The following is a 13,385-nucleotide window of genomic DNA, read 5'->3' on the forward strand; positions in this document are numbered from 1 at the left end:
AATTTATCATGAAAAGGCACAAAATTCATCACTCCGCCGACATTGTCGGGAGATGCAAGAAAGGCATAATCCCATTTTTATTATGCTTCGTCTTTATGGGATACGGACAAAACATATCTGTCAACTTCCCGAATATAACAGTAGAAAGAGCTTTGGAAATTCTTCGGAATCAAGAAGGGTATTCTTTCTCTGTCAAAACAAATGATGTAAACTTACGACAAAAAGTCAATGCCGATTTGCAAAACCAACCTATCGAAAAGGTCTTGGAAACCATATTCCAAAACCAACCGGTTTCTTTCGAAATAGAAGGTAAAATGGTAAGAATCATTAAAGCCCCTGAAAAAGATTCGAAACAAACAGGAAGCACAGCCGAAAGCAAAAAAATCTCCGGTAGAGTAACCGATAAACAAGGTGAACCACTCATCGGGGTAAGTATCATTGCAAAAGGAGCTAACAAAGGCACGATAACCAATATAGACGGGTATTATTCTTTAACTGTACCCGACAAATCGGTTATACAATTCTCTTATGTAGGCTACGATACCCAAGAACTAAAATTAGGAAAAGGGAATATATTGAACGCCACCCTACAAGAAAAGATAAATGACCTCGACGAAGTGGTCGTTATCGGATATGGCAGTATGAAAAAAAGTGACCTGACAGGAGCTGTTACCTCAGTAAAAACCGAAGACCTTCCGATGGCAGCCAACACATCGATCTCTCACATGTTATCGGGAAAAGCCGCCGGGATAACATCGGTTCAAAACAGCGCACAACCGGGTGGCGGCGTCACTCTACGTATACGAGGCGAAGCATCTACCGGAGCCGGAAACGAACCTTTATACATCATCGACGGATTTCCAGTAGGAGGATCCCAAGTCGAACCGGCAGCAGACAACAGATATAGCGATTTCGGGTCTCGTAATCCTCTGAACTCTATCAACCCCAACGACATCGAATCCATAGAGATTCTAAAAGATGCTTCTTCCACGGCTATTTACGGAGCAAGAGCTGCGAACGGTGTTATCATCATTACGACTAAAAAGGGACGCGAGGGAAAACCCGTTGTCAATTACAGCGCAAACTATGGCGTCCAACAAATTGCCAACAAGACGGAAATGATGACAGCCGAAGAATTCATGACCGAAGCCAACAAATTCGCCAAAGAGCAATGGCTCTATAACAACAGAGTATATCCATACGGAAATACGAACCCATCGTCTATAAAAGACCCCATCGTCTATCCTTATGACGCAAAAGATATAAAAAATGCGGGGAAAGGAACCGACTGGTATGACTTAATTACCAGAGAAGGTATGATTCACCAACACAATTTATCGGTATCTGGCGGAACTTCCAACCTGAAATACATGGCATCATTCAACTTCTTCGATCAAAACGGAGTTGTTAGAAACAGCGACTTCACCCGCTATACCGGACGTCTGAACATCGAACATCAAATAAATAAAATATTCAAATACGGAATCAATGCGACTCAAAGTTACATCAAGTCCTCGAATGTTCCATTGGGAACAGAAGACTTCGAAAACTCTGGATTGATAAACTCGGCTATGTCGTACGACCCGACGACACCTGTCAGAGACAAAAACGGGGATTATGCGCAAAGCGATCGAATGACTACTGTACCCAATCCTGTTTCCATGCTCGAAATAGATGACTATACACAAACTAAAAGATTATTGGTGAACGCCTTTCTTCAAGCAGAAATTATAAAAGGATTGGTTGCGAAAATCAATATAGGATTCGATGACCAAAACGGTGTAAGAAATTCCTACATACCCACTACTACATTATACGGTAAGCAAGAAGGAGGAAAAGCCAGCAAAAGTATGGCACAGCAATTCGACCGCTTGTTAGAAGCAACCGTAAACTATAATTTCAATATTGCAAAAGCGCACAAGTTCAATATTTTAGCAGGATATTCCTATCAAGATTTCAACAATGAAGGATTCTCTGCCGCCAATTCACAATTTTTCACCGATATATTCAAATACAACTCACTGGCTTCCGGAGAAGCAGCCCGTCCCACGGTAGCTTCCAACAAGTCAAAAACTATGTTCATCTCCTACTTCGGTCGAATAAATTATAACTTGTTCGATAAATATCTTTTCACTCTCACTGCTCGTGTCGATGGCTCAAACCGATTCGGTGAAAACAATCGATACGGAATATTCCCGTCGGGAGCATTTGCATGGCGTATCAAACAGGAAGACTTTTTAAAAGACGTCGACTTCCTCTCCGACTTAAAAATGAGAATAAGTTTAGGTCAGACGGGTAACAGTGAAATCGGGAATAACGCCTTTGAATACTATACGGCAGCATGGCAACAATATGTGTTTGGCAATTCGATTAACACCGGAACGGCAAAATCGCAAATCGCCAACCCAGATTTAAAATGGGAAACAACAACCGAATTTAACTTCGGTTTGGATTTCGGATTCTTCAACCAACGGTTAAGTGGTACATTCGAATATTTTAAAAAAGAAGTGAAAGACCTTTTGGGTTACCGCTCGCTAAAATCATTCATGGAAGTATCTACGGTAGCCGCCAACATCGGAAAAACTCAAAGTACCGGTATAGAAATCTCCTTGAAAAGCCGAAATTTTACAGGAGAATTCAAATGGGACACTGAACTTAATTTCACCCGATATGTAGACCGTTGGAAAGAGCGTAATCCCGAAGACGAACTAAGCCCTTGGCAAAAAGCGAATGATCCCATTCGAGCTCACTACGGATACCTATCCGACGGAGTTCTGGGTATAGACGAGACACCTCCCACTTCCATGCCCAACCTGCTGCCCGGTGAATATAAAATAAAAGACGTAAACGGTTATCTCCGAGACGACTTCGGGAACCTTATACCCGATGAAAACGGAAACGTTCAATACACAGATGCCCCGGACGGGATTATCGATGAAGCGGATATCGTATTATTGGGAACATACGATCCGGGCTTCTCAATCGGATTTGGAAATACATTCGAATACAAAGGCTTCGATCTGAATATATTCTTTTACGGCATGTTCGACCGAATCGTCAACAACGCCACGCGTGGAAAATTCTCCATTCCCAATATTCGTTTTATTCTAAACGGACAAAACATGATGAAAGAAATATCCGAACGTTGGTCTAGTGAAAACTCACACAGCAAATATCCGTCTGGATTCGTAAGCCAATACCCGCAGCCATCTGATTATCTGTGGGAAGATGCTTGGTTCATACGTTGTAAAAATATCACTCTGGGTTATACACTTCCTCAAAAATGGATACGGAAAGTATTTTCCAGAGCCCGGATTTTTGCAGATGTTTCAAATCCCTTCGTAATTACACCTTACTCTGGCAATGACCCGGAAACCGATTTCAAAGCCGGTTACCCCAATCAACGTACCTATTCTTTTGGAGTGGACATAACATTTTAATCCTATATGAATTATGAAAACTAAAAATATATTTTTCTCCTCGCTGTTTCTCATAGCAGCATATTCGTGCTCTTTGGAAAACGAAACTTATGATCAACTTGGCTCCGATAACGTGATGACTACCGAAAACGATGTCAAAGCCGCTGTCACCGGGATATACCACGAACTACGTGGCGGAGGCTGGGATCGCTATAATTGTGCATGGGGTTCTCTACTAACTATGCAAATCGGTTGTACCGATGAATGTGACTGCAACTGGGTATGGGACAAACAACTCGATTTCCTGTGGACTGCTGAAACAACCGATTTAGGGCAATTTTATACCGGACTAGTTCCCGCTGTTACCAAAGCGACCTCTCTGCTGGAACGCATGCGAAAAATATCTATATCCGCTCCAATAAAACGCAGATATATGGCCGAAGTCCGATGTCTCAGAGCTATGTGGGCATATGATCTATATGATCTCTACGGAACAGTACCATTAATTACCGATCCAGATATAGCCCTCGATCCTCAAAAAGCCCAATCTTATATGCCAGAACGGCCCTCGATAGAATGGTATGTCAACTTCATAGACACTGAATTAAAAGAAGCAGAAGAAAATTTGAAACCGGCCAGTCTGCTCGCGGCAAGCGAATACGGGAGAATGACCAAAGGTATCGCTCAAATGTATATGTTGAAACTCTATATGCATGAAGCCGGTCAAGAACGCCACTATCGAAACGACGAAGGCAAAGCTATGATGTGGTGGAATCGAGTAGATTCGATTACCGAAGTCATGATAAAAGACGGAGAATACTCCCTGCAAAAAGATTACATGTCGATATGGTCTCCTTCGAACCAAAGGAACAGCGAAGTAATTTTCCCGATACCCAATTTCCCCGAAGGCGGTTTAGGAAACTGTTTCCTCGCACATGCATTACCCGCCGATTATGTATCGCAAAACGGAATAGCACTGACTAAATGGGGAGGTTTCCTTGTTCCCTGGGATTTTTACGACACCTATGATCCCAAAGACAAACGGAGAAATGCTTTGTTGGCGACCTATTGGAATGGAAAAAAGATGGTCGACCGCCGTACTGAATACACGGGTAAACCGGGTGCTGTTCCAATGAAATACCAAGAAAATCCTAGCACGACAGGGCAATGGGATGCCAGCGAATACGTAATAAACCGATATGCCGAAGTAATATTGGCCAGAGCCGAAGCTCTGAACGAAATATACGGTCCGACCCAAGAGGCCAAAGACCTCGTTCATGAAATACGGGAACGAGCATTCGATAATTACAAAGGTAGCAAATACGAAAAAGAGATAAATGACATAACCGATAAAGATGCATTCAGAGCACACCTATTAAAAGAAAGAGGTTGGGAGTTTTGTTGGGAAGGCATGCGTCGCCCCGATTTGATTCGTCATGGAGAACTAATATCCAATGCCATTGCTCGTGGCAAGCTTATGGCCGAACCCAAACACATTCTATATGCAATACCACAATCGGTAATTTATGAAAATCCAAATCTCAAAAATAACGAAGGTTTTTAGTTATGAACAAATTAAATTTTAAATATCTGTTTCCTAATTTATTCCTATTTTGTATCTGCATGAACCTTACAGCGTGCAGTGAAAAGAACAGTAGCGGAGACAATCTACAATCGGGAGATGAAATAATCTCGTTCGAACCCGACCTGAATACACTTATCCGCAATCCAGCATCGGGTTGGACTTTATACGACGATGCAAACGACTACGTCGCACAAGCGAATACCTATTGGAATCAACAGGGAGCCGCAGCAGAAAAATATGCTTCTATTTTCTATTGGCGTTCCCGATGGTCTGAGCTCGAACCAGAAGAAGGTAAATACGCATGGGAACATGACGAGAATTTCAAAGCGCTCATTCAAGGCGCCCTTGACCGAGGATTGAAATTGGCATTCAGAGTTTACATCGACGGACAAGACAATATTCATAACGGTACTCCCGACTTCGTAAGAGAGGCCGGAGCCAAAGGTTATGCAGTCCATAAGCTCTGGGACCCTGAAAATGAAAACAACAACTGGACTCCCTATGCCGACGACCCCGTCTTTCAGGAAAAATTCGGGAATTTTATCCGTGCTTTCGCCAAAGAATTCGACAATCCCGAACAAGTAGATTTTATCGACGCTTACAATTTAGGCTGGTGGGGCGAAGGGCATCACGTACAATATTTGAACAACAATAATAAATTCAAAGTGTATCAATGGATTACAGACCTATATGCCGAGAATTTCAAAAATGTTTTGCTTGTCGTGAACTTTGGAACAGAAATAGGATTCGAATATGAAAAACGATTGGCTATCGACAAACACGATTTTTTGACTCGCCGCGACGGAATCGGCAGTTATTGGTTCCAAGATGCAGAAGTCAATATCATCAACTCGCTTTTCCCACAAAAAGCATTCATAGCTGAAAGCTGCTATTGGGGAGGAAATTCCGACAGCTATCAACCGTGGAACACCGATCCGCTTTATGCCGACAAATTCAAATCATGGTCCGACTTTTATGCTCAGGCTTATAAAGACGCTATACGAGGACATGCCAATACACTCGATTTGAGAGAGGCTACCGAAACCAGAGGTTGGATAACCCACGCCAAAGATTTGGTAAAAGACTTCATTAGTAACGGTGGATACAGATTAACCCCTATCCAAATAGAATATCCAGCATCGGTACAAATGGGAAATACATTATCCATAAAGCATACATGGCGAAATAGCGGGGTAGGCGTATGTCCCAACAATAACAAAAGATGGAACTATAAATATAAAGTTTCATTTGCCCTACTCGATCCCGAAAGCCATGAAATAAAACAACGGATCACCGATGAAAACGCAGAACCGTCGGCATGGATAAAAGGAACCGATAAAACGTATAAAACCAGCGAATCTTTAATTGTCCCAGCCGGACAATACATATTGGCAGTTGCCATTACAGACGATACCCAAAATCAAAAACCGGGATTGAATCTTGCCGTAAAAAACGGGAAATTCATAAACGACTGGCTACAAATCGGTACTATACAAATCACTAAATAATTCATCAACCCTAAAAACACAATTACAATGAAAAAATCACTTTTTTATTTAACAGCAGCACTACTCATTGCTACGACCTCATGTTCCGAGGACAACAATGACAATGACCCCAAAGGGCAAGAGAGCAACATTACACTATACGCGCCCGACGATTTAGAAGAGTTTGATCTTTTGTACGAAAATCCCACACGAAAACTGAAATTCGAATGGGAAGGCGATAAAGAAGGAGCTACATACGCTCTTATATTCAGCCTCGATGAAGAAATGAACAACATCGAGAGAATTGATATCGGAACCGAAATGTACACATCTCTCACCCATCAAGACCTCGACGACTTACTCGGTAAACTGGGCGTAGGCGAATACAAAAGAGGTGAATTATATTGGGCGGTCGAAAGCGAAAACGAAGGAACCTTGTCCCGCAGTGAAATTCGCAGCATGAAATTGTTCCGTTTTTATAAACCTTTCATCGATCCTCGTGACAACGAAGAATATCGCGTATGTCGTGTTTTCGATCCCATATCCGAAGATTATGCCGTATGGTTGGCCGACAATTTAAGAGCGACGACCTATTCCGACGGAACTCCTCTTGGAGAAAATGATGTAAAATTCTATACTCCCCAAGAAGGAGAAGACGAATCTTGGACAAAAGTTTTCGGAGGGTATTACACATGGACCGCCACCATGCGGGGCACTCGTGGAGCAGAAGAAGGTGAAAAAATTCAAGGTATAGCGCCCGAAGGTTGGCACATACCGACTAAAACTGAATGGGACTTCTTAATCAATGCTTGCGGTGACCCCACTATGCCCGCCACCATATTAAAAGAAAAAAGCTATTGGGATCCTAATGCCGGAGATGTCGGTATGAACTCTATCGGATTCAATATGGCTGGGACTGGATACATTTGGAGCATACCTGAAAACGATGTAATAGAAGCCTTTGCCAATACCTATTTCTGGACCTCGACAGCTCCCAAAGACGGAGATGTGTACCCGTGGAATCCCGATCCCGTAAACTTCCCCAATCAGGGAGTAACATACGGATTCACACTTAACGATTCAGGAGCCGCCCTTTATCCTTACGACAGGAACAGAGGATATAGTGTCCGCTGCGTATTAGATTAAACTATTGCTATACGTTATTGCCGGATCCTTCGGCAATAACGTATAACATACTTATCCTAACCCCGATAACTGAATATCATGAACATCAAAACCTCAATTGCAATAGGGCTACTCATACTCCTACTTTGTTCTAATTGCACCAACGTCAACAAAACCAACCAACCGGAATCCACCGCAATATTAGCCGAACGCCCACCGATGGGTTGGAACAGCTGGATATGCTTTGGAACTTCTGTAACAGAAGACGAAGTTAAAGCCAATGCCGACTTCATGGCCGAAAATCTGAAAAAATACGGTTGGGAATACATTGTTATCGATGCCGGTTGGTATGCGCCCGGCATGGAGACTTTGGAGCAATATGAATCGGCAACGCCACATCAAATCATCGACAAATTCGGACGCCTCATCGTCGATGCGGAAAAATTCCCATCTGCAAAAAACGGAGAAGGGTTGAAACCTCTCGCCGATTATCTGCATAGCAGAGGCTTAAAATTAGGTATACACATCATGAGAGGCATTCCCATTCAAGCTGTCGAAGCTAATACGCCCATAAAAGGGACATCATATCGAGCACGAGACATTGTCAATACCGATTCTCGATGCAAATGGTATTTCGGATTTTATGGGATAGACATGAGTAAGCCCGGAGCTCAGGAATACTATGATTCGCTTTTCGAACTTTATGAATCATGGGGAATAGACTATGTAAAGGCCGACGATTTACTATCTCCCATTTATGCACACGACGAAATAGAAGCGATAACCAAAGCCGTAAGAAAAGGGAAAAGGCCCATCGTCCTGAGCCTTTCTCCGGGCCCTGCCCCTGTCGAGAACATAAAACATTTGCAAAACGTAGCCCAACTATGGCGCATTTCCGAAGATTTCTGGGACGACTGGGAGGCTCTGAAAGAACAATTTCCACTTTGCCGGAAATGGCAAAAGTATATTTGTAAAGGGCACTGGCCCGACGCCGATATGCTCCCCATAGGCCCAATGGCACAAAGAGCCATGAGAGGAACTCCCCGAATGAGTAATTTTACACCAGACGAACAGTACACGATGCTTACACTATGGGCCATGTTTAGATCCCCTCTGATGATTGGCTGTAATCTACCCGAAATAGACGATTTCACGCTAAACTTGATTACAAATAAAGAGGTACTTGACATCAATCAATATTCCAAAGGAAATAAAGAATTGTTCGATCGAAATGGAATAATCGCTTGGTATGCTCAAAGCGAAGACGAATTGACCCACTATATCGCCATATTTAACACTACCGATAAAGATATAGAATCTTACACCTTTCCACTACAAACCATAAATTATATCGGAGACGGTCACATCACCGATTTGTGGAAAAACGAATCAATGGAAATCAAAAATAACTCAGTCTCGTTTTCTGTTCCTGCGCATAGCGTAAAACTGATTAAACTAACTAAATAGTCTTGTAGGTATGAAATCATCACATTTTTATTATATAATACTATTCTCGTTTTTACTTGCCGCCTGTAAAGACGACGGGCCGGGTGAAAAAGAAAATTCGGACAACGACGTTCCCTCCGTAGCGACCAATACTTGGCTATTAAACAGTCTGGATAACATAGAAAATTATTCCAACTCGGATCCAGAAAACCGATACGATATAAATATGGTTCGTAACGAATACGAAAGTGTACAGCTCGTTATACAAACCGATAGTAAAAAAAGTCTGAAAATAGAACGTATCGGCAACAACGATGCCATTGAATTTCAATGTCGGAAACTGGAAGCTTTCAACGGGAAATACGATGTTCTGATTCCTTGCGATAACGAAATAGAACCCGACGACAAAGTAGTGCGAGCTTGGCTCACTTTTAAAGTCAGGTCCGAAGCCGAGGCTAAACGACATAAAGAAATCATACGATTCAAAACCGATGACAAAGAATATGCCGTAGCTATATCGATTAATGTCGTTAACGCATCTTTGCCAGAAACTCCATCTATTGCCTCGGTATTCGGAATCAACCCTCAAAACTTCATATTCACCGGTCTATCGGAAGAACAAAAAATAGAAAAGCGCAAAGCAGCTTCGGATCTTTTATTGGAATATCGCATATCGCCCTACTTTTCCACATGGCTGAGCGGAACGATGAAAACCGAATGTTTCTCCTCGCCATACGCATGGAATGACGATCGCACTTGGGAATACTTGGCAGACAAACGTTTTAGCCGTATTGCCTTGCCATCGCATGGGTTATCCGACGATGAGTTAGAGATGATGCTGAATAAAGCTCGCGAAACCGGATTGCTAAACAAAGCATTTTTCTATGTATGGGACGAACCTACAAAGACCAATGAATATGAACAGATCAAAACTCTTTCGGATCGCATTCATCGATATGCACCGGAAGCCAAAGTGCTCACTACATTCTATTGCGGCCCTACCGACGGAGAACACAAAGACGATTTATTCGCCGTATTCGACATTCTAAATGGAGCGACATCTATTTATTGTACTGGCGTATGGGCGTTGCAGGATAATGAAAATCGCTCGGAGCAATGCAAAGCCAAATTAAAATCAGGACAAGAATGGTGGAGCTACGTGTGCATGTCTAACACTCCGGGGCTTGCTTCAAATTCTACCGCTATCGGTAACAGGGCGACCATGTGGCGTAATTATAAAGAACAAAATTCCGGATTCCTATATTGGGTCGTCAACGGATTCGCCAGCGTTTATCCCCTCAGACCTCGCCCTGAACTGCCCGAAGGAGACGGGATACTCATCTATCCCGGCGAATCGTTCGGCACAAACAAAATTTGTACCTCTGTCCGGTTGGAACGATGGCGCGATGGAGCCGAAGATTACGACATGCTGGTCTTGTACGAAAAAAAACTCGGACGATCGGCCGCCTTATCTCTTCTCAACAACGTCTATAAGAGTCCCTCGAACTACACAGATCAAAGCAAATACGCATTGGCTCTACGTAAAAATTTAATTGAAAACATCACAGAATAAATATTTCGATATGCAACATCACCTTTTCTATCGGCTTCTCATCATAAGCTGTACATTCTTTTTAATCTCTTGTCAACAAACAATCGAATGTTACCTTATACCTTCGACCGACAAAGCATCTGATTTTCATAAAGTTCAACCCCAAAATTCCGGCACGTTATTCCTCGCTAAAAATGAAGCGGAACATATCCAAATCGTTTTCAAAGGCTGTCCAGGAGAAACTTATAAAATACATCGAAACGGAAATGACGACAATTCTATCCGATATAGTTGTCGGCAAATCAAATCGGTATATGGATTCGACGATGCCTTAGTCCCCATAGATGGAGAACAAATTACTTTAAATGACTCTATCGCTAAACTATGGATTACATTCCGTACGGCCGAGTCGATCCGACCGGGGAAATACGAAGAACAAATTTCGATCGATGGTAACGGAAAACGGCAAAAAATAAAAATCGATCTGCAAGTGTACGACACGGCATTACCCTCGACACCTTCGTTACCAGCAGCATTCGGTATCATAGAAAAGAATCTCATCGACTCGACTTCGAAAGAACAAACTTTGCAAAACAAACTGGAATGGGCAGAATTATGCCTTGATTATCGCATGAATCCCTATTTCTCCACATGGTTGGCCAACAGCATGAAACATGAGGCATCTTCATCTCCGTGGAAATGGAACGACAAGCGAACAGTTCCTTTCCTATCGGACAAACGATTCAATCGGTTCGCTGTCCCCTACCACTCTCTGTCACACAACGAATTGGACAGCTTGTTGCAGCGATTAAAACAAACCGATTTACTCGATAAATCCTACTTCTACTTATGGGACGAACCTGCTTATATGAAAGAATATCACCTCATCGGTCAATATTCCCAAGAAATACACAAGCTCATGCCCGAAGCAAAGGTCCTCACGACCTTTTACTGTGGACCGAAAGACGGGAAATACAAAGACCGGTTGTTTTCCGTATTCGACCTTTGGCGAGGAGACACTCAAATTTTCAGTATGAGCGCTTGGGCTTTACAAGCGAACGAAGCCAACGCAGACACATGCCGTTCTCTTCTCCGAGGCAATGAAGAATGGTGGACTTATGTCTGCATGGGCCCCGGAGAAGAGCAGCCCAATCTATTGCTCACGATGGACGGATACCAGCATCGAGCTGTATTATGGCGTAGCTGGAAAGAGCGTACCACCGGATTCCTATATTGGGCAGTCAATGCCTATGCCGAATCCGACACATTGGCTTTTCGCAAAGACCTCCCCGAGGGCGACGGTGTGCTGATTTACCCCGGCCAATATTTCAACAGCACAAGCCCCGTAGTATCAATACGAATGGAACGTTGGAGAGACAGTATGGAAGACTATGAATACCTTGCCAAGCTCGAAAAGAAAATAGGAAGAGCCAAAAGCGAAACCCTTTTCCAATCTATATACCAATCGCCCGAAAAATACTCGAAAAACAATGCAGAAATAGAAAAATTCAGAAAATCCATTTTAGAAATTCTCAGTAAATAATTCTTTAATCATTTAAATTTCAAATCTATGAAAACAATTACTTCATTCAAAATCGCAGGTTTAATAACAGCTTGTCTTTTTGCAGCTATGCCTACAAAAGCGGACATCGGAGCTATTTCTTTCAAAACATCGGCTGCCGGTATGAATGCGTTGGAAACAACAATCGGGTCTAATCAAATGACTTTAGAAACATGGTTATATATAGACAATAGTACCGGATTTTTCGCTAGCAATATGCACAACGACAAGGGATTCGCATTAGGATTCGACGGGTGGTTTAAATTTCAGTTGGACGGAGCATCTATATGGATCGATCCTACTTCTTGGAAAGAGAACTGGACTCACATCGCTTGTGTCGCCGACGGAAGTCAGATGATTGTCTATGTTAACGGTGAAATAGCCGGAACACAGGAGAATACAACAGGATATAATACGGAAGCCGATGGAAAGCCTCTTTTTTTGGGAACTGCTCCGTGGGGCAATCCTTGCAATTGCAAAATGGCAGACTTTCGACTTTGGAGTGTAGCCCGCACAGCAGAAGAAATAAAAAATAATTATCAGAAACAAGTAGAACCGTCCACGACAGGACTGATTAAAAATTTCAATTTCGCAGAAGGTAATGGAGACCACACGGCCAACTTAGCAGAGCCCGAAGGTAATCAAGCATGGTGTATGGGCGCTATCGATACCGATTACAGTTGGGAAACAGTAGCGCAGACTCCTACGAATCTACGGACAGAAAATCAAACCGAAAATTCATTCGACATTTTATGGGACGGAACCGACGGTAACACATGGAGTGTCGAATTATCTGCCAATGGACAAGTTGTCGACACGAAAACCAGACTTACCGAAAAGAAGGCCAGTTTCTCTAATCTCGATAAAAAAGATTACACTGTACGTGTAAAGGCACATTCGTTTATGGAAACTGCATTCTCCGATGCTTTCTCGGTCAATCTATCTACCTCCTCGGCCATAACCAATATTCATAAAAATATTTCTATTGTCAGACACAATAACGCAATCCAAATTGACGGCATTCAAACTGGAAAATTGATTTCGATATATACCGATCAAGGCATTTTGAGCCGACAAATTTCAGCCGAACACGAGACAACGGTTCTCAGTATAGAAGGATTCCCTCATGGCATATATTTCATCTCCATAGAAGGATACGGTCCGACATTTAAAATTGCTCTTTAATAAATCTTCCATAAACTATAAAGGC

The 13,385-nt window shown here is 42.6% G+C and carries 8 protein-coding genes; all 8 read left to right on the forward strand.

Annotation, left to right across the window (positions count from 1 at the left end; translation table 11 throughout):
- The first annotated feature begins 8 nt into the window (after positions 1-8).
- A complete protein-coding gene (locus HMPREF9448_RS00520) occupies positions 9-3,440 on the forward strand; it encodes a TonB-dependent receptor (RefSeq protein ID WP_008860736.1) in 3,432 nt (1,143 codons plus the stop codon).
- Between the two features lie 13 nt (positions 3,441-3,453).
- A complete protein-coding gene (locus HMPREF9448_RS00525; protein ID WP_008860737.1) occupies positions 3,454-4,983 on the forward strand; it encodes a RagB/SusD family nutrient uptake outer membrane protein in 1,530 nt (509 codons plus the stop codon).
- A 59-nt stretch (positions 4,984-5,042) separates the two neighbouring features.
- Complete coding sequence (locus tag HMPREF9448_RS00530; protein ID WP_232297221.1) at positions 5,043-6,512, forward strand: DUF4832 domain-containing protein; 1,470 nt, start codon at positions 5,043-5,045, stop codon at positions 6,510-6,512.
- 27 nt (positions 6,513-6,539) lie between these two features.
- Complete coding sequence (locus HMPREF9448_RS00535; RefSeq protein ID WP_008860739.1) at positions 6,540-7,637, forward strand: FISUMP domain-containing protein; 1,098 nt, start codon at positions 6,540-6,542, stop codon at positions 7,635-7,637.
- Positions 7,638-7,715: 78 nt separating this feature from the next.
- Positions 7,716-9,083, forward strand: coding sequence for a glycoside hydrolase family 27 protein (locus HMPREF9448_RS00540; protein ID WP_008860740.1), 1,368 nt, complete (start codon positions 7,716-7,718; stop codon positions 9,081-9,083).
- A 10-nt stretch (positions 9,084-9,093) separates the two neighbouring features.
- Positions 9,094-10,635 (forward strand): DUF4091 domain-containing protein, encoded by a 1,542-nt coding sequence (locus HMPREF9448_RS00545; RefSeq protein ID WP_008860741.1) that lies wholly within the window; start codon positions 9,094-9,096, stop codon positions 10,633-10,635.
- A gap of 10 nt (positions 10,636-10,645) precedes the next feature.
- On the forward strand, positions 10,646-12,157 hold the full coding sequence (locus HMPREF9448_RS00550; protein ID WP_008860742.1) for a DUF4091 domain-containing protein: 1,512 nt from the start codon (positions 10,646-10,648) through the stop codon (positions 12,155-12,157).
- 27 nt (positions 12,158-12,184) lie between these two features.
- Complete coding sequence (locus HMPREF9448_RS00555; protein WP_008860743.1) at positions 12,185-13,360, forward strand: LamG domain-containing protein; 1,176 nt, start codon at positions 12,185-12,187, stop codon at positions 13,358-13,360.
- Positions 13,361-13,385 lie beyond the last annotated feature (25 nt).

The organism is Barnesiella intestinihominis YIT 11860 (genome assembly GCF_000296465.1).
Taxonomy (GTDB): Bacteria; Bacteroidota; Bacteroidia; order Bacteroidales; family Barnesiellaceae; genus Barnesiella; species Barnesiella intestinihominis.